The organism is Paenibacillus sp. J31P190 (genome assembly GCF_059692075.1).
Window position 1 is genome coordinate 686,140 of sequence record NZ_JCAUAS010000002.1, and the last position, 16,475, is coordinate 702,614.

Here is a 16,475-nt window from a genome sequence, read left to right on the forward strand (position 1 = left end):
GGAAGCTATATATTCATGAATGGTAGATGTCTTATTCAACCTAATTCCCCTTATCTTCTAAGACAGGTTGGAAAGGCTTCCTGCTCACAGTGCCCGACTCACCTTCAACCAGCATCTCAATTTTCTTCTCCACTTGTTCAAGCTTCACACCGCACAGATGGGAGAGCCGAACGCCTTCCTGATATAGCTCAATGGCTTTCTCCAAAGGCACATCGCCGCTTTCCAATTGGGCAACTATGCGCTCCAACTGTTCTATGGCCAATTCAAAGCTTACTTCCGTTTCACTCGTAGACATCTTTGTTCTCCTCCATCCCCGATACCTGACAATTCAACCTTCCGTCCTTGAGACGGATTTTAACGAAATCTCCCACCTTCACTTGGGAGACTGAACGAATGAGCTCTTGCTCTTGTTCGTCGTACGCCAAGCTGTAGCCCCGCTGCATGACCTTCAGCGGGCTGAGGGCGTCCAAATGACGGACGCCGGACTGCCACTCCTGCTTCTTCGTACGCAGGAGGGTCTGCATGGCCGTGAGCATCTGCCGCTTGGAAGTATCCAAGCGCCGCCTTGCCGACACGGCCTGCTCTTTGGGATTGAAGCTGGATAAGCGGCGCTCCAGCTTCAATCGTCTTTCCGCCAGCAGCGTTAGGCGCTGGCGCATGCGGTAACCGAGCTGCTCCGCCAGCCGGTCGAGCCGCTCCGCAGGCTGCATCAGCAGCTGCCTGCGGGGGTTCGTCAGGAACGGGGAGCGCTTCGCGCGCTCCAGCCGTTCCTGCTTGCGGCGCAGCTGCTGGAGCAGCCCGTAGTGCAGCCGCTGCGATTGCTGCGACAGCTGTTGCTTCAGCTCGAGGTGGTTCGGCACCGCGAGTTCAGCCGCCGCCGTAGGCGTCGGTGCTCTGAGATCGGCGACGAAGTCCGCGATCGTGAAGTCCGTCTCGTGGCCGACGGCCGAGATGACGGGAATCGCGGAGGCGCAGATAGCCCGCGCAACGGCTTCCTCGTTGAACGCCCAGAGCTCCTCGAGCGAGCCGCCGCCGCGGCCCACGATAAGCACGTCGGCTTCACCGAGCCGGTTCATCGCTTCGATCGCCTTGACGATCGAAGGAGCCGCTTGCGCACCCTGTACCAATACAGGGTACAGGAGAATCTGGACCGACGGGTAGCGGCGCTGCAGCGTGATGATGACATCACGCACTGCGGCTCCAGTCGGAGACGTAATCACGCCGATCGCGCGCGGAAACCGAGGAATCGGTTTCTTGCGCTCCGCCGCGAACAGTCCTTCCCCTTCGAGCTTCTTCTTGAGCTGCTCGAAGGCCATATACAAACTGCCGATGCCATCCGGCTGCATCGCCGTCACATAGAACTGATACGCTCCGTCTCTTTCGTATACGGAAATATTACCGCGAGCGATCACTTTCGTTCCCTCTTTTGGTATAAAACCGAGCTTCTGGTTATGAGAAGCAAACATGATGCTTTTGAGCCTGCCATCCGCATCCTTGATCGTAAAATACATATGACCGCTGGAATGGTGAGTAAAATTAGAGATTTCCCCACGAACCCAAACATCCTGCAGACGGGAATCGCCCTCTAGCATGAGTTTAATATACCGGTTCAAATCCTTGACAGATAAGATCTTCGTCTCGTTTCTCGCCATACTTCTGATTAAACGCTCACATTCGCTTTAGCTGCGCGACTAGCTGCATCAACGGTGTTGCGAAGCAGCATGGTAATCGTCATTGGACCTACGCAACCGGGTACGGGTGTGATTGCACTTGCAATCTCTTTAACCGCTTCGAAATCAACATCTCCTGTCAGTTTGCCATCAGCAGGACGATTCATCCCCACATCGATAACGACAGCACCAGGCTTCACGTGATGAGCTTTAATTAAATTCGCTTTACCGACAGCTACAACAAGAATATCCGCTTGTTTCGTGATTTCCTCCATATTCGGAGTACGAGAGTGCACAACAGATACCGTCGCGTGCTCGCGCAGAAGCAGCATAGCCATTGGCTTGCCTACGATGTTGCTTCTTCCTACAACAACAGCGTGTTTACCAGCTATTTCGACTCCTGTGCGTTTTAGGATTTCGATAACACCATGCGGTGTACATGGCTTCATGCCGTCTTTGCCAATCATCAAGTTACCGACATTAATCGGGTGGAAACAATCCACGTCCTTAAGCGGATCAATTTCATCAACAACAGCCTCTTCATTGATATGCTTAGGCAGCGGTGACTGAACAAGAATACCGTTAATTCGGTTATCACTATTAAATTTATGAATAAGAGCAATTAACTCTTGTTGCGTTGTATGTTCCGGTAAGCGATGTACTTCGGAATAAATCCCTACATCATCACAGGCTTTCGCTTTGTTTCTTACGTATACCTGTGAAGCCGCATCTTCTCCCACAATAACAACGACAAGACCAGGCTGGTTGCCTTGCGCAGTTAGCGCGGCCGCATCTGACCTGATCTCCTCACGGATGGAACTCACGAGTTCTTTCCCATTAATAACTTGTGCAGACATGTTATTTCCCCCTAAGAGTTTTGTGAAAAACGTTTGCTATGGCTATATATAAATGGTTGAATAATCAATGTTAATTAGGACGGTGTAACTTTGCCCTTTAAATCTTCAACTTCTTTAATCATTTTACCAAGTACTCCGTTAACGAACTTACCTGACTCTTCCGTGCCATAATGCTTGGCCAAATCAATTGCCTCATTAACGACAACTTTAGGTGGAACATCATCTCTGTACAGCATTTCATACACAGCCAAACGCAGCACTTCACGATCAATTCGTGAGAGCCTATCCATCGCCCAACCTTTTAAGTACTCTTCAAGCAGTTCATCAATTCTAACTTTGTTACTGTATGTACCCTCAACAAGCTCAACAATGTATAGAGGGTCAATTTTATCTCCGGAAAAATTCAACTCTGTTTCATTATCATGCTCTGCTTCATGAATCGCAATTTGGACAGCTTCCTGAGGTGTAGCCTCATTCATCTGGATTTGGTAAAGGCTTTGTACAGCAATTTCTCGTGCAACTCTGCGTTTCATTGTGGTCCTCCTAAAAGTTAGAAAACTGACTTCTTAAGCAATCATGGATGTAATTCGTCCTAAAAAACTCTTTTTACTAGTATACGTCATATTGGAATGAATCCAAACAAAAAAATCCATGGTAGAACCAGGGATTTTAGCGAAACATTCTCCATTTTTGCGTGAGATAGCGCCAAATGTCTTCAAGAATGACGAAACTTTCTTTCCGATCCAGTTTGTTCCCAACATAAAAACCGACCAGAACAATGAATCCAAAGATCAGCATATCCCAAAAACCAAAAAATAAATAAATGAAGCCGAAGAAAACGCCTGCTGCCACTCCGATCACTTTGCCCCTATGGGACTCCCACAGCTCATTCCACATGAGTGGGTTCACCTCTATTCGACTCGGCTTTTAAAAGTTGGGGCTGATTGCACGATGTTCGCTACGAATACGGTTACGGAAGCTACAGGAATGCCAGTTATATCTTCGATGTAACTTTTCACAGTACTTTGCATCTCCTCAGTAAGTTCAGGAATCGAACTTTCCCCATCCACAATGGTTCTGATCGTAATTTCTAGACCTGATTGATTCACTCTTACACGGGCCCGTAAATCTTTGGCACCTTTGGTACGACCAGCAGCTTTCAAAGATAAATTCTCAACCGTTTCTATCGAGATGCGAATATCTCCGAAATCCGTTCTTTGGTCGATAGATGGCGCTTGAGAACGACCGCGGCGCAGCGTTAATATGAGGAAACGAACAGAGATCAACAGCATGATCAGGCTGATGATAATCGCCGGGTACGCAAAGCTTTTTTCGAAATAAAAATTACTTAGCATTTGACCTGCTTGTTCTAACGGGATCCAGCTCGAAGCTGTGAACAAGACAACGATAGAAGCAACTAGAATAATTAGGCTATAGAGAAGTAGCAAGAGCCTGTCCACAATTTTACCCACGTAAGCTTGTCCCCTTCCTATAGTTAGAGGAAACCCCCTGCAACCTGTAGGGGGTTTCAATTGATCCATATGGATGCAGCAATCCGCTATTTCACACGATGAGCAGCTGCTGTTTCTTCTTCAACCGGTTTATCCGCCTGTTTAAAATGAACATCATGAATATGAACGTTGACTTCAACAACGTTTAAGCCTGTCATCGATTCAATTGCCTGCTTCACATTTTGTTGAATGTCGCTTGCAACTTCAGGAATTCGATTGCCATATTCAATAATAATGGAGACGTCAATGGCTGCTTCACGTTGTCCGACTTCTACCTTTACGCCTTTGGACAAATTCTTGCGTCCAAGCAATTCAGCAATGCCGCCAGCTAATCCGCCACTCATCCCCGCTACTCCTTGCACTTCCACCGTTGCCAAACCGGCAATGATTTCGATAACCTCGGGGGCAATTTGGATGCTGCCCATGTCTGTTTTGACGTAATCCGGAGCGATTGTGCTCATTGTGGCACCTCCCTAGAGTTTGTGAAACAAACTTGTTTCATAAGCATTCCCTTGCTTGATCCATGGTTTGGATAAGCCATCTTAATTTATTACTATACCATTTCGCCGAAAATATGACAAATGTTTGTCTTACGATTCTGGATCATTCACATCATGCTCTTCCAAGAATTTAATATCATGGTCACCCTTGATAAATTTCTTGTGCTCAAGCAGCTTCAAATGGAATGGAATCGTCGTGTTTACACCATCCACCGCAAACTCGGTTAGCGCTCTTTTCATGCGGGCAATCGCTTCTTCTCGTGTATTTCCCCAAACAATAAGCTTAGCGATCATGGAATCATAATGTGGCGGGATTGTATAGCCCGGATATACCGCACTGTCAACACGAACGCCAAAACCACCTGGCGGCAAGTAAAATTTCACTTGACCCGCGGAAGGCATGAAGTTCCGATTCGGATCCTCCGCATTCACACGGCACTCGATAGCCCATCCATTAATGCGGACGTCCTCTTGTGCAAATGATAATGGATTGCCTTCTGCAACACGAATCATCTCTTGGATGATATCAATTCCTGTAATCATTTCGGTTACGGGATGTTCAACCTGGATTCTCGTGTTCATTTCCATGAAGTAGAAATTACCATCAGGACCAAGTAGGAACTCAAGTGTTCCTGCACCTGAATAATTAACGGCTTTCGCTGCACGAACGGCCGCTTGCCCCATCGCTGTGCGTGTTTCAGCTGTCAGAATCGGGCAAGGAGCTTCCTCAACAAGCTTCTGTCTGCGGCGTTGTACGGAACAGTCGCGCTCACCTAAGTGAACAACATTACCGTGTTTATCCGCTAAAATTTGAATCTCAACATGCTTCATGCCTGTCAAGTATTTCTCCAAATATATACCTGCGTTGCCAAAAGCATTTTGCGCTTCTTGCTGCGCTGCCGTAATTTGCTGTACGAGTGTTTCCTCGTTCTCGGCAATACGTATTCCTTTACCGCCGCCGCCTGCTGTCGCTTTAATGATGATCGGGTAACCGATATCTCTTGCTATGACGATCGCGTCGTCAATGTTCTCAACCAAACCGTCTGAGCCTGGAATGATCGGTACTCTTGCTTCTTTCATCGTTTGCTTGGCAACCGCTTTATCACCCATCCGGCTTATGGCATCTGGGGATGGGCCGATAAATGTAATATTGCAGCTCTCGCAAATTTCTGCGAAGTCCGCATTTTCTGCTAAGAAGCCGTATCCAGGATGGATCGCATCACATTCTGTTAGCGTAGCAACACTCATCAAGTTCGTGAAGTTCAAATAGCTGTCCTTGGAGGCAGTCGGCCCAATACAATAGGCTTCGTCGGCTAGACGCACATGAAGCGCATCACGATCGGCTTCCGAATAAACAGCCACTGTATACATGCCGAGCTCGCGACAAGCTCGGATAATACGAACAGCAATTTCTCCGCGGTTCGCTATTAGGATTTTATGAAATTTCATTATTTTTCCTCCTAAGAGTTTTCCGTTAGGAAAACTTGCATCATAAGCGTATACTGAGTTTTGCTCAGGCAAAACTGCGTCATAAGCATAAGAGCTTACTATTCGCTTACTCTGGTCTAACTAAAAACAAAGGTTGTCCGTACTCAACAAGCTGACCGTTATCTACAAGTACTTCAACGATTTCACCTTTAATTTCAGCTTCGATTTCATTCATCAATTTCATAGCTTCCACAATACAGACGACGTTTTTGTCGCCCACCTTGGAGCCAACACTTACGAAAGGAGCAGAGCCAGGAGAAGCAGACTGATAGAAGGTTCCTACCATCGGTGAAACTATCTTATGTAAAGATGAGTCCTCTTGCTTAGCATGTCCAGTAGTCGCAGGGATAGATGCTTCGAGAGCGGCAGCAGGTGCTGTGTTAGCAATGCTTGCTTGACCGATCGGAGCATACGTTTGTTGAACGGGGGCTGTTACATAGACAGACTCCGTTTTATTCGGCTTGCGAATTGAAAGGCGTGCACCTTCATTTTCGATTTCAAGCTCTTGTAAAGAGGATTGATCGACGAGTTTGATCAACTCTTTGATTTCACTCAATTTGAACATTCATGTCACTCCTTCAAGGTTGGTGAACCAGTAAAAAATGCGGTTTCATAGCCGCAACGTATGTATTATACCCATAAACGCAAGAAATGGAAAGAGTCCAGTTTGTCCGGACCCTTTCCATCGCCATCCTGGGCAGGCTAATCTCACCTCTTTTTACTAAGGACGAACATATTGAATCTTAATATTTTCCGGACCTGTACCAAGCTCTTTCATCACCAAATCAACGATCGTAACTCCTTGGCTTTTCTCCAATTTATCGCTTTGAACTGTCACTTTCCACTTGTTTCCATCTTGGTTAATAATCGCTTGCGGGAAATCCTTCATAAGCACATCTTGTAAATTCTCTACTTTTTCTTGAATATCAGTCAATTTCGCTAAATCATTTGTCGCTTTGGCTACAGCTTCAGGTGTCTTCTTCGAATCGATAATGATTTCCATTAAATCAGAGGATGTTTTGCTGAAATAATCTCTTTGTTTCATTTGCTCATTCGTGAAATAATCGCTAGCCGATGTCGTTCTCGCTTGCTCTTCAACGATCTTCAAAACTTGATCGTCCGTTTTGGCCGTATTTGGTGTAGTTGTTTTGGAAGCATCCTGCGCCGTTGTTGTTTTAGCATCCGTCTTAGCATCGGTTTTCACGTCTGTTTTTGTTGAATTTTGCGGAGTCACAGCTTTCGTGTCGACTTTTGCATCTCCGCCTGTTGTTGCTTTCACATCTGTTTTTGCTGCATTCGCAGGGTCAACCTGACTCATATCAATCTTCACTTCTTGTGATTTATTAATCGTTTCCGTTGTGGCTAAATCAAGCTTATTGACATCCTCTGTGAACAGATAATAAGCGGAAAGCACCACCATTAAACTAAGCATAGAAACGAGCCAAATTGTTTGTCTTTTCGCATTCATTGAAATTCCTCCTCAATTTTAATTTACTGCCACATTCATCCCCCAGTTTTGCGGGGTAAAATAGAGATCCTACTCGCTTGCACATCAAGTCCTCGCTCTACAGCTTCTGTAATCATTTTTTTCACAGTGAGATTCTCGGCGCCTTTGGCGACAACGATGACGCCTCTGATTTTTGGTTTGATGTATTTGAGCACAAGCGGTTTCTGGTCACCGGAAACTTGATAGACAACCACTTCACCACTCCGCGTTACCTGGGATATATTCCTTGTCGCTCCACCATTGTCGCGTTCTGTCGTCATTTGCTGATTGTCATTATAATTTTTGTCGACCGTCATTTCTTCCGTTGACTCAATTGTAACGAGCACTTCAACATCGCCTACACCCACAATTTTTTGTAAAATCTCCTTCAACTGTGTTTGATAGGCCGCTTCATAATCGTGAAAGGTAGAATTTTCTTTGGATGTACTGTTGAGAAATGTTTCTTTGCTGGGTTGCGGAGAAGCTCTGCCCGCATTGATGGGATCAACATCTTTTACAGTCATAAATGCATTCATAATCATCAGCGCAGCTCCCAAAAGTCCAATCATAACGACCCACAAGAGCGTGTTCTTGCGTTTGGGTCCTCCCGGACCTCCGCCGAATTTGTGCTCCATCCATTGCAGCAATGTTCCCATCGATTCACCTCGCAATCCTTCCATTCCGTTGGTTTAATTGGATATCAATCTGTGCAGCCTCCACGATCCAATCACGCACGATTTTTTGCTTGAGATGCTCAACCTCTTGCTCTATTCGTGACGATAATTTAGGCAGAGTTGCTGCTGCTTTATCACTTGAGCTACTTCCCTGCTGCTTCGTGGATGGTTCGATCCTTATCGGATCAATTGGCTTGACTGGCTCCATGACAGCTATGCTTTTGGAGGCTGACGTTGATTTTACTTGTTTCGTCGGTTCTATATCATCAAGGGTTACCCTGACTTTCGTTATAGCGGGTTTCCCATTATTGTCGATTTGGGCCAGCACCTGAACGTCTTGAATGATCAGCTCTGTTTGCTTCTGTAAGTCCTCTTTCATCAGCTCAGCCAACTGCCTTTGAATCATTTGCTGTGATTGTTTTTGTCCTGCTTCTTGAAGCTTTTGGGCATCTTTTGTAATCACATCGAGCGATTTCATCAATGAATTTCCGCCGCCGCTGCTTGCAAGCATTGTTTTATCGTTTTGCCGCTGCTCCGCTTGACCAATCAATTGATCGATGTCCCAATCCTTCTGAAACAGTTGAAGTACCGGAGATAACAGTGTAAGCAGGATGAATAAACTCATAACCGTTTTGACATATCGCTGCATGGTATTACTTGGAAGAAGCAGATCAACAAATGTAGCCAACATTATGACCATGATGACGCTTTTTAGCCATCCCGCTAACCAATCCATAGCTGCCTCCTTTCACCGCATCATCACGGAGACATTACTGATCGTAATCATGATCGTTAGAGCTAGAAAGAACATTAAGCTGACGGCTGCCAGTGCCGCAAACACATAAATTAAGCTCTTGCCTATCGTTTGCAAGCAAGCGATTATCGGACTATCTCCCAAAGGCTGCATGATCGCTGCGGATAAGTTATAGATAAAAGCTAGCGTTAAAATTTTGATAGCCGGAAACGCACACAACAAGATTAGAATGACAACCCCGACGAGTCCGATTGCATTTTTTACAAGCAGCGATGCCCCAATCACTGTCTCTGTTGCATCCGAGAATAAGCGTCCCACAACAGGGACAAAGTTTCCGGTAATGTACTTTGCCGTTCGAATCGCAACGCCATCTCTAACCGCTCCAGCAGTCCCTTGAATCGATATAACCCCGAGGAAGACAGTGACGAATACGCCCAGCATGCTTAAACTTATTGTGCGCAGAAGGTTCGCTAGCTGGGTGACTTTGTATTTCTCGCTTAGAGAGCTTACGATGTGCAGGACAGCCGAAAAGAACAACAAAGGGAATATAAACACATATATCGCTGTTCCAACTGAATGGATCATGAACACAATCAGCGGATGTAAAATCGCCACAGAAGTGACATTTCCCATTGATGCCAAAAGAGTTAATAGCAAAGGTACTATGGCAATCATGAATTGAATCATGGAAGAAATAGCCGTTTTGGCGTAACCGATTGCCACGCTGAAGCTGTTGATCGCTATAATGATCAGAACCATATAAGTAATTGAATAACCAAGCTTGCTGACTGTGTTTCTTTCAAAGGAGCTTTGCAGCGTTTCGAGAATCATACTGAAAATCGTCAGGACCACGATCGAAGCAAGCAGCTTTCCATTAATGATGATTTCGTGGAACACATAGCTTAGCAACCCTTTGAAAATACTCTTCATGCTAATGCCCTTGGTCCCGAGCAGCAGTTCCATGAAGGTTGGCGTCTTACTTTCAGGGAAGTAACCGCCGTAATCCTTCATGAGCTTATCCCAATATTGCTCAACAGGTTCCGTATTCAGATGGTCGGCCTGCTCCTTGATAATGATCTCCGTAGGCGATTCAGCGGCCATATTGCCAGTCAATCCAAGCCATAATCCCATTGTCATTATGAATAAAATAATCCAGCGGTTGTTCAGCTTCTGGTGCGAATAAAGTAGATTCATATTAGTCACTCCTCATGGATCATCCTAAGCTGGGAGCAGTTTAACGACAGTCTCAATGATGACGGTTATGATCGGAATCGCCATCACCATAATGAGCACTTTCCCGGAAAGCTCGATCTTGGAGGCAATGGATTCTTGACCGGCATCTCGTACGATTTGAGCACCGAACTCAGCGATGTAAGCAACACCAATGATTTTCAGAATCGTTTTGAGAAAAACCATATTGATGCTTGACTTTTGAGCTAAGTCCTCGAGCACCTGGATGACAGAGGAAATTTTACCGATCAGGAATAAGAAAATCATGATGCCCGTAAATGCCGCCAGCAAGAAAGCGAACATTGGCTTCTGCTCTTTGATGATGAGCGTTAATATCGTAACGATGAGTCCTAAACCTACGATCTGGATGATTTCCATCAGGCCCACCTCATTGGAATAGGAAAATCGTTTTGATTTCTTTAAATAAATGATCGAGCATACTGACGACCATAAAGAGCACGACCACGAAGCCAATGACCGTGACCCAGTGTGCCATATCCTCTTTGCCCATCTGCTTGAGCACCGAATGGATCATCGCGATGATGATGCCGATGCCGGCGATCTGGAAAATGGCATTCACATCTACGTTCATTCCAGGCACCTCACTCTGTTGACAAGGAACTCACTTGTACGGCCAAGTCATCCTTGCTACCATTAATACATCAATATCACGATCAATGCTCCGATTAAGAGACCGAGGCTTTTCCACATTTTCTCGTAGCGCCGCTGCTCTTCCCTAGACTCGGTTTCTTCCGTTTGAAGTTGGCTAATCGCGAGCCGTAAATGTTTGATTTGATCACTTCGATCTGTGAGCCCAAGAACGGCTCCCAGCTGCAGCACCACTTCTTGTTCCGCTTGCCTCATCGAAGTTCTTGTCCATACATCATTGACACTCCATTGCCAAATCTCACGGGTGGATTTACCGTCACTCTTCAATAAACGCTCCGAAGTTATTCGAAATAAGGAAGCTAGCGGTTCTGCGACCTGCTTGCTGAGTGAGGCGAATGCTTCAGGCAGCGGTGTGAGTGCGTACATGATTTCTGTCTCCATTCTCCCTAACGCACTGATAAGACCACGGATTTGCTTGGGACGTCTTACATAATGCGCAGCCTTTAAGAAGCCAAACAATGTGGCAGCACCGATAATAAGAACCCCTCCGACAAATTTCAGCATCTACCATCATCCTTTTCGCACAGGATAGAGTTCCAAGGCCTTGCCCTGATAATCCAAGATACGATAGGAAGCTTGTGCACCTTTTCTTCTATGCAGGATGACATATCTCGTGAATACACCCTCTTCCAACAGCTGCTTCAGAACAGGCCTCCTGCGTACATCCTCATAATCAGCACCATGTGCAGTAGCTACGACGCGAATCCCGGTGTGAACAGCCTCATGGATGGCGTCCGCATCTTCTGGACGCCCAATCTCATCCACAATCAGGACATCAGGTGATAACGACCGAATCATCATCATCATGCCTTCCGCCTTCGGACAACCATCCATAACGTCAGTGCGTGGCCCCAGATCGAATCTGGGCACCCCTTTGACACATGCAGCCAGTTCTGATCGTTCATCCACCACTCCCACTTTCTTGCCAGTCGTCGATACGTAATCCCCCCCCCATTCTCCCCGGCTAATCAATCTAGCCAGATCGCGGATCAGCGTTGTTTTCCCATGCTGTGGAGGTGAAATGATGAGCGTATGATGGATGCTTCTCAGTAAAGGATCGAATAGTTGTGGCAACACCTCTTGGCCGACCCCTTGGATCTCGCGGGCAATCCTTATATTGAAAGAACTCACATCACGTATTTGCTTAACATGTCCCTGATCCAAAACGGTTCGCCCTGCTAGTCCTACTCGATGACCTCCAGCAATCGTGATATAGCCTCTACGCAGCTCTTCCTCGAAGGTATACAAGGAATGGTTCGTGAGCATCTCTAGCAGCGTAAGACAGTCCTGCCGTGTCGGCTTGTAAGCCTTCGTTTCCTGAGTCACCATCTCCCCCCGTTCACTCACAAAGGTATATCGATCCCCCCAGCTAATCTCAAGGGGCCGTGACTCTCTCACCCTTATTTCTTCAACACTAGCTTGTACGTCTGGCGGCAGAGCGGCTAAGAGAAATCGGAAAGTTTGAGGCAGCAAATACACAATCGAATCAAGCATAGGGAGACATCCCTCCAAGTTGTCCAGTCTTCTATACTCATTTCTATGCTTAATAGAAAGAAATATGACCGATTACTTTTTTAAAATACCAATAAAGAGACAGCTTACTCCCGCAATCACCCACAGCATTTTGCCATATGATAGTTTCTCTGCGATTCCTACTAATCCAATCGTTGTTGTTGCTAGTAATACTAGAGGACCTACTAGAGCCAAACCCGAGTTCACCAGCAGCGCTTTCTCCACCGTCGCCAGCCTCAGCATCACAATGGCTGCGATAATTTCGATACTCCCCGACATCATCCTCAGCGAAGCCATCGTTAGGACAATTTTGTTCATTTCTTTCTACTCCTCCTCGTAAAAATCTTTAAGCTTTATGTGTCGTCGAATACTTAGCGGAGAGGATTTATAAAAGGCCGGAAGAGCGACTTTTGTAAAGCTGTTCCTACCCACACAATTCAATAAAGGAACAGCTTTACAATGGAGTCCTGGAGGTTTTTATAAATTCTCGGAGCGACCATTTATTCACAGAACGCATAAGGATAGGGTCAAAGCTTTTTACCCTATCCTTATGCAAGCTCGTCTGATTTTAGGCATGCTGGGCACCTCCATTTGTGAAGATGCATATGCTGAACACAGAATTGAACCTTCAAAGGACAGTGAGGAGAATTACCGATGGAAGTGACCTCTCATTTGAAATGGAATCCCGTTCTAGCCGACCCCACAGGACAAAGGCAGGCTAAACCAAGAACACTGGGTAAAACGATGGTGATGGATAAAGGATTAGGCTTGAACGCTTTTCAAGATCTGCTTACCACGTCTAGCAGCCATCTGGATATGATCAAAATTGGCTTCGGTACCTCGCCGCTATATCCGTTAGATGTACTTAAAAGTAAGATCTCCTCTGCAAAAGAAAGCGGCATCTGCATTTACCCCGGTGGTACGTTTTTGGAGGTCGCCATCAGACAAAATGCGATAAGCTCTTTTTTTGACATGCTTATCGCGCTTGGTTTTAATGGCGTTGAAATTTCCGACGGGACGATCGAAGTGGAGCGCAGACTTCGAAACGAGCTTATTTCCAGAGGATTGGAAGAGGGATTCGAGGTCATCACCGAATATGGCAAGAAAGGCTGGGGATCTTCCATTGAGTTGGAGGAATTAATTGAAACCGTCTTGATCGACACGGAACTCGGGGCCAATATGGTTACCATTGAAGCTCGGGAATCAGGCATGGGCGTTGGTATTTTTGATCAGAACGGGAAATGTAAGGACGACGAACTGCAAAGGGTGCTTTCCGCAATTCCCGGCGAGCTTCTCTTATGGGAAGCACCGCTCAAAAGTCAGCAGGTGCATTTAATTAGCATGCTAGGCCCCAACATCCACTTAGGCAATATTCCACCGGATGAGTTGATTGCGTTGGAAGCATTACGGAGAGGACTCCGTTCCGATACGTTGTCGTTGGGTACCAGAAAGGATTAAAAGATGCATATCGAGGTTGTCGCCAACATCGGCGAAGCTAGAAGTGACGAATTTCTTCATAAAACCGTCATTGTCGTTGATGTTCTACGTGCAACTAGCACGATCATCACCGCACTGATTAACGGTTGCAAAGCCATTGTTCCTGTGGAAACGGTTCTGAAGGCCAAGGAGTTATTTCGAGAGGGAGATTTACTTGGAGGCGAGCGTTTTTGTAAAAAGATTCCTGGTTTCGATTTCGGTAATTCGCCACTAGAATACACAAAAGCAGCCGTCCAAGACAAGCGAATTATACTTACAACCACGAATGGAACAAGAGGCATTCAGAAAGCGATGAAAGCCGATCACGTGTTAGCGGGAGCCCTACTTAATAGCAGAGCCTGTGCGAGGGCCGCGGTCGATTTCAAACGAGATACCGTTATTTTGTGCGCAGGAACTCAAGATGTTTTCTCATTGGAAGATGGGCTTTGCGCAGGTCTTATCCTTGAGGAATTGTCCATTCTGCTCGGTGACAAAAATATAGCAGTCAATGATTTCGGTTTGGCCATGCGAGGGTGTTATCTGGAATCGAAGGATTCGTTGTATGAAAAAATATTAACCTGCAGTAATGGAAAGAAAATGACTAAGTCTGGTTTCCAGGCAGATTTGGTTTTTTGCGCAAAACCGAATATCGCAGATCATGTTCCCCTATTGGAACGTGATCAGATGGTACTCATGTCTCTTTGACAGACACGCCTTCGTTCTAAATACAAGCCCTTCTCATAAACTAAGATTGAAGTTATGAGGACGAGGGGTTTTGACACTATGAATGGCGATTTGCTCTTAGTTATTCTCATTATTATTGGACTCATTGGCCGATCACCCATTATTACGACCGCGGCATGCATTCTACTTGCGATTAAACTTATTGGGTTAGACCGTTTTTTCCCCACGATGGAGCGCAGAGGATTGGAACTCGGATTGTTGTTCTTAACGATTGGGGTGCTGGTCCCCTTTGCCAGCGAGCGCATCTCCATGAAGGATATCTTGTCGGTATTCACCACTTGGCCGGGCATCATCGCACTACTTGGCGGAGCTATTGCTACCTATATGAATGGAAAAGGGTTGGAACTGCTAAAATTAGACCCACAATTAATTGTGGGTCTTGTGATTGGTTCTATATTTGGCATTATATTTATGCGCGGAATTCCGGTTGGGCCCTTAATGGCAGCCGGAATAACGGCTTTTTTATTAAAGCTGGGTTATTTTATTTCGGATAAATTGCATTAATTTTTCGTTTATCTGCGATCTTCTGGTCCACCAACAAACGCATGCTCCGTAGTGTCCAAGCCGTACGCAGTGTGCAGAGAACGGATAACTTCAGTTAGGTTCGTGTTGTCAACGACACAGGACATTTTAATCTCCGATGTGCTAACTAAGGAAATAGAGATGCCCAGATCAGAAATCACTTTGAACATCGTTGCAGCAACACCTGGTGTACTTACCATACCCGCGCCAACTATGGATACTTTCACAAGGTTCACTTCAGAAGTCACTTCACGATATCCAATGTCACCGCGAATTTGTTCAATGACGGTCAATGCTTTTTCGCGATCTGCAAGGGTCGTTGTGAAAGAGAAATCAGCCGAACCGCTGATCACACCGCTTTGTACAATGATGTCGACATCAATTTGCTCTTCGGCAAGCGCAATAAATACTTTAGCCAGCTGTCCCGGTTTCTCAGGTACACCTAGAATACTAATTCTTGCCACATTCTTATCGTAAGCGATGCCTCGAACGACGATTCCTTGCTCCATCACTGCTTCCTCCTTCACATTGGTACCTTCATTGTAAGTAAAGCTGGAACGCACCACTAAGGTAACGTTATAATTTTTGGCATATTCAACAGCTCTTGGATGCAGAACAGCAGCCCCTAAATTAGCAAGCTCCAGCATCTCATCATAGGAAATCTCATTTAACTTTCTCGCTACTTTCACGATGCGCGGATCTGTCGAATAAATGCCATCTACATCGGTATAAATCTCACATAGATCTGCTTTAATAGCAGCAGCAAGTGCTACAGCCGTTGTATCCGACCCGCCGCGGCCCAGTGTGGTAATCTCACCTGCTTCGGTCATCCCTTGGAAGCCAGCTACGATGACGACATTGCCTTGTTCGAGAGCTTTCAGCACACGATGTGGCTGAATATCCGTAATTCTGGCCTTACTATGAACCGGTTCCGTATAAATACCACTTTGCCAACCGGTATAAGAAACCGCCTGCTCACCCAAATTATGTATTGCCATCGATAAGAGAGCTACCGATACCTGCTCTCCTGTCGTTAACAGCATATCCATTTCACGAGCCGGAGGGGCTCCATCGTAAATTTGCTTAGACAGGTCGATCAAATCATCCGTTGTATCTCCCATCGCGGAAACGACAACAACGCAGCTATGTCCTGCTTGTTTTCGCTCTACGATTCTCTTTGCAACACGCTTCATTCGCTCTGCATCACCGACAGAGCTCCCGCCAAATTTCATCACTATAAGAGACAAAGCAGACCCACTCCCAACGCATACTAGTGCATAACAATTCAATATTATAGCATATAAACACCTTGCTGTGGTAAGAAATCCACGTGAAATGAAAAAAAGCCTTTTGGACTCCAAAGAGTCTGAAAGGCTTTAGTC

At 46.0% G+C, this 16,475-nt stretch carries 22 protein-coding genes; 3 read left to right on the forward strand and 19 right to left on the reverse strand.

Annotated features, from left to right (window positions below):
- Positions 1-40: 40 nt before the first annotated feature.
- From xseB to AC58U0_RS06950, 18 genes are all read right to left on the reverse strand, one after another.
- Positions 41-295 (reverse strand): exodeoxyribonuclease VII small subunit, encoded by a 255-nt coding sequence (gene xseB, locus AC58U0_RS06865; protein ID WP_057306412.1) that lies wholly within the window; start codon positions 293-295, stop codon positions 41-43.
- A complete protein-coding gene (gene xseA, locus AC58U0_RS06870) occupies positions 282-1,652 on the reverse strand; it encodes an exodeoxyribonuclease VII large subunit (RefSeq protein WP_497378208.1) in 1,371 nt (456 codons plus the stop codon). Before xseA ends, xseB begins: the two co-directional genes overlap by 14 nt.
- An 8-nt stretch (positions 1,653-1,660) precedes the next feature.
- Positions 1,661-2,527, reverse strand: coding sequence for a bifunctional methylenetetrahydrofolate dehydrogenase/methenyltetrahydrofolate cyclohydrolase FolD (gene folD / locus AC58U0_RS06875; RefSeq protein WP_057306414.1), 867 nt, complete (start codon positions 2,525-2,527; stop codon positions 1,661-1,663).
- Between the two features lie 74 nt (positions 2,528-2,601).
- A complete protein-coding gene (nusB, locus tag AC58U0_RS06880; protein WP_057306415.1) occupies positions 2,602-3,060 on the reverse strand; it encodes a transcription antitermination factor NusB in 459 nt (152 codons plus the stop codon).
- A 136-nt stretch (positions 3,061-3,196) separates the two neighbouring features.
- Positions 3,197-3,424 (reverse strand): DUF2273 domain-containing protein, encoded by a 228-nt coding sequence (locus tag AC58U0_RS06885; RefSeq protein WP_057306416.1) that lies wholly within the window; start codon positions 3,422-3,424, stop codon positions 3,197-3,199.
- A 14-nt stretch (positions 3,425-3,438) separates the two neighbouring features.
- Positions 3,439-3,999 (reverse strand): alkaline shock response membrane anchor protein AmaP, encoded by a 561-nt coding sequence (gene amaP, locus AC58U0_RS06890; RefSeq protein ID WP_173184387.1) that lies wholly within the window; start codon positions 3,997-3,999, stop codon positions 3,439-3,441.
- 86 nt (positions 4,000-4,085) lie between these two features.
- Positions 4,086-4,499 carry an Asp23/Gls24 family envelope stress response protein gene (locus tag AC58U0_RS06895; RefSeq protein ID WP_497378209.1) on the reverse strand — a complete coding sequence of 138 codons (414 nt, stop codon included), beginning with the start codon at positions 4,497-4,499 and terminating at the stop codon, positions 4,086-4,088.
- 129 nt (positions 4,500-4,628) lie between these two features.
- A complete protein-coding gene (gene accC / locus AC58U0_RS06900; protein ID WP_497378210.1) occupies positions 4,629-5,987 on the reverse strand; it encodes an acetyl-CoA carboxylase biotin carboxylase subunit in 1,359 nt (452 codons plus the stop codon).
- Between the two features lie 106 nt (positions 5,988-6,093).
- On the reverse strand, positions 6,094-6,591 hold the full coding sequence (gene accB, locus AC58U0_RS06905; protein ID WP_497378211.1) for an acetyl-CoA carboxylase biotin carboxyl carrier protein: 498 nt from the start codon (positions 6,589-6,591) through the stop codon (positions 6,094-6,096).
- Positions 6,592-6,747: 156 nt separating this feature from the next.
- Positions 6,748-7,494, reverse strand: a complete 747-nt coding sequence (locus AC58U0_RS06910; protein WP_497378212.1) for a SpoIIIAH-like family protein — start codon at positions 7,492-7,494, stop codon at positions 6,748-6,750.
- A 35-nt stretch (positions 7,495-7,529) separates the two neighbouring features.
- A complete protein-coding gene (spoIIIAG, locus tag AC58U0_RS06915; RefSeq protein WP_057307059.1) occupies positions 7,530-8,168 on the reverse strand; it encodes a stage III sporulation protein AG in 639 nt (212 codons plus the stop codon).
- Between the two features lie 4 nt (positions 8,169-8,172).
- Positions 8,173-8,922, reverse strand: coding sequence for a stage III sporulation protein AF (spoIIIAF, locus tag AC58U0_RS06920; RefSeq protein ID WP_497378213.1), 750 nt, complete (start codon positions 8,920-8,922; stop codon positions 8,173-8,175).
- Between the two features lie 12 nt (positions 8,923-8,934).
- Complete coding sequence (gene spoIIIAE / locus AC58U0_RS06925; RefSeq protein ID WP_497378214.1) at positions 8,935-10,134, reverse strand: stage III sporulation protein AE; 1,200 nt, start codon at positions 10,132-10,134, stop codon at positions 8,935-8,937.
- 24 nt (positions 10,135-10,158) lie between these two features.
- A complete protein-coding gene (gene spoIIIAD, locus AC58U0_RS06930) occupies positions 10,159-10,548 on the reverse strand; it encodes a stage III sporulation protein AD (RefSeq protein ID WP_057306424.1) in 390 nt (129 codons plus the stop codon).
- A 10-nt stretch (positions 10,549-10,558) separates the two neighbouring features.
- Positions 10,559-10,762 carry a stage III sporulation protein AC gene (gene spoIIIAC, locus AC58U0_RS06935; protein ID WP_029197158.1) on the reverse strand — a complete coding sequence of 68 codons (204 nt, stop codon included), beginning with the start codon at positions 10,760-10,762 and terminating at the stop codon, positions 10,559-10,561.
- A 62-nt stretch (positions 10,763-10,824) separates the two neighbouring features.
- Positions 10,825-11,343: a stage III sporulation protein SpoIIIAB gene (gene spoIIIAB / locus AC58U0_RS06940; protein ID WP_497378215.1), complete on the reverse strand. Its 519-nt coding sequence runs from the start codon at positions 11,341-11,343 to the stop codon at positions 10,825-10,827.
- Positions 11,344-11,349: 6 nt separating this feature from the next.
- Positions 11,350-12,333 (reverse strand): stage III sporulation protein AA, encoded by a 984-nt coding sequence (spoIIIAA, locus tag AC58U0_RS06945; protein WP_497378216.1) that lies wholly within the window; start codon positions 12,331-12,333, stop codon positions 11,350-11,352.
- 72 nt (positions 12,334-12,405) lie between these two features.
- Positions 12,406-12,669 (reverse strand): YqhV family protein, encoded by a 264-nt coding sequence (locus AC58U0_RS06950; protein WP_057306427.1) that lies wholly within the window; start codon positions 12,667-12,669, stop codon positions 12,406-12,408.
- A gap of 336 nt (positions 12,670-13,005) precedes the next feature.
- On the opposite strand from AC58U0_RS06950, the gene comA reads away from it, so the two are divergent.
- From comA to AC58U0_RS06965, 3 genes are all read left to right on the forward strand, one after another.
- Positions 13,006-13,809, forward strand: a complete 804-nt coding sequence (comA, locus tag AC58U0_RS06955; protein WP_497378217.1) for a phosphosulfolactate synthase — start codon at positions 13,006-13,008, stop codon at positions 13,807-13,809.
- A 3-nt stretch (positions 13,810-13,812) separates the two neighbouring features.
- The gene (locus AC58U0_RS06960; protein ID WP_497378218.1) at positions 13,813-14,532 is read left to right on the forward strand and encodes a 2-phosphosulfolactate phosphatase; all 720 of its coding nucleotides are present in this window, start codon (positions 13,813-13,815) and stop codon (positions 14,530-14,532) included.
- Between the two features lie 78 nt (positions 14,533-14,610).
- Entirely contained in the window at positions 14,611-15,075 is a 465-nt protein-coding gene (locus AC58U0_RS06965) for a DUF441 domain-containing protein (protein ID WP_497378219.1), read from the forward strand.
- 8 nt (positions 15,076-15,083) lie between these two features.
- Here AC58U0_RS06965 and AC58U0_RS06970 read toward each other — a convergent pair whose 3' ends face one another.
- Positions 15,084-16,340 carry an aspartate kinase gene (locus AC58U0_RS06970; RefSeq protein WP_497378220.1) on the reverse strand — a complete coding sequence of 419 codons (1,257 nt, stop codon included), beginning with the start codon at positions 16,338-16,340 and terminating at the stop codon, positions 15,084-15,086.
- Positions 16,341-16,475 lie beyond the last annotated feature (135 nt).

Coding starts and splice junctions, on each gene's coding strand:
- spoIIIAB (WP_497378215.1), bottom strand. CDS start 11,343: ATGCTGAAATTTGTCGGAGGGGTTCTTATTATCGGTGCTGCCACATTG.
- folD (WP_057306414.1), bottom strand. CDS start 2,527: ATGTCTGCACAAGTTATTAATGGGAAAGAACTCGTGAGTTCCATCCGT.
- xseB (WP_057306412.1), bottom strand. CDS start 295: ATGTCTACGAGTGAAACGGAAGTAAGCTTTGAATTGGCCATAGAACAG.
- spoIIIAA (WP_497378216.1), bottom strand. CDS start 12,333: ATGCTTGATTCGATTGTGTATTTGCTGCCTCAAACTTTCCGATTTCTC.
- comA (WP_497378217.1), top strand. CDS start 13,006: ATGGAAGTGACCTCTCATTTGAAATGGAATCCCGTTCTAGCCGACCCC.
- AC58U0_RS06910 (WP_497378212.1), bottom strand. CDS start 7,494: ATGAATGCGAAAAGACAAACAATTTGGCTCGTTTCTATGCTTAGTTTA.
- spoIIIAE (WP_497378214.1), bottom strand. CDS start 10,134: ATGAATCTACTTTATTCGCACCAGAAGCTGAACAACCGCTGGATTATT.
- spoIIIAD (WP_057306424.1), bottom strand. CDS start 10,548: ATGGAAATCATCCAGATCGTAGGTTTAGGACTCATCGTTACGATATTA.
- spoIIIAF (WP_497378213.1), bottom strand. CDS start 8,922: ATGGATTGGTTAGCGGGATGGCTAAAAAGCGTCATCATGGTCATAATG.
- accB (WP_497378211.1), bottom strand. CDS start 6,591: ATGTTCAAATTGAGTGAAATCAAAGAGTTGATCAAACTCGTCGATCAA.
- AC58U0_RS06960 (WP_497378218.1), top strand. CDS start 13,813: ATGCATATCGAGGTTGTCGCCAACATCGGCGAAGCTAGAAGTGACGAA.
- xseA (WP_497378208.1), bottom strand. CDS start 1,652: ATGGCGAGAAACGAGACGAAGATCTTATCTGTCAAGGATTTGAACCGG.
- nusB (WP_057306415.1), bottom strand. CDS start 3,060: ATGAAACGCAGAGTTGCACGAGAAATTGCTGTACAAAGCCTTTACCAA.
- AC58U0_RS06950 (WP_057306427.1), bottom strand. CDS start 12,669: ATGAACAAAATTGTCCTAACGATGGCTTCGCTGAGGATGATGTCGGGG.
- spoIIIAC (WP_029197158.1), bottom strand. CDS start 10,762: ATGAACGTAGATGTGAATGCCATTTTCCAGATCGCCGGCATCGGCATC.
- AC58U0_RS06885 (WP_057306416.1), bottom strand. CDS start 3,424: ATGTGGAATGAGCTGTGGGAGTCCCATAGGGGCAAAGTGATCGGAGTG.
- AC58U0_RS06965 (WP_497378219.1), top strand. CDS start 14,611: ATGAATGGCGATTTGCTCTTAGTTATTCTCATTATTATTGGACTCATT.
- accC (WP_497378210.1), bottom strand. CDS start 5,987: ATGAAATTTCATAAAATCCTAATAGCGAACCGCGGAGAAATTGCTGTT.
- AC58U0_RS06895 (WP_497378209.1), bottom strand. CDS start 4,499: ATGAGCACAATCGCTCCGGATTACGTCAAAACAGACATGGGCAGCATC.
- spoIIIAG (WP_057307059.1), bottom strand. CDS start 8,168: ATGGGAACATTGCTGCAATGGATGGAGCACAAATTCGGCGGAGGTCCG.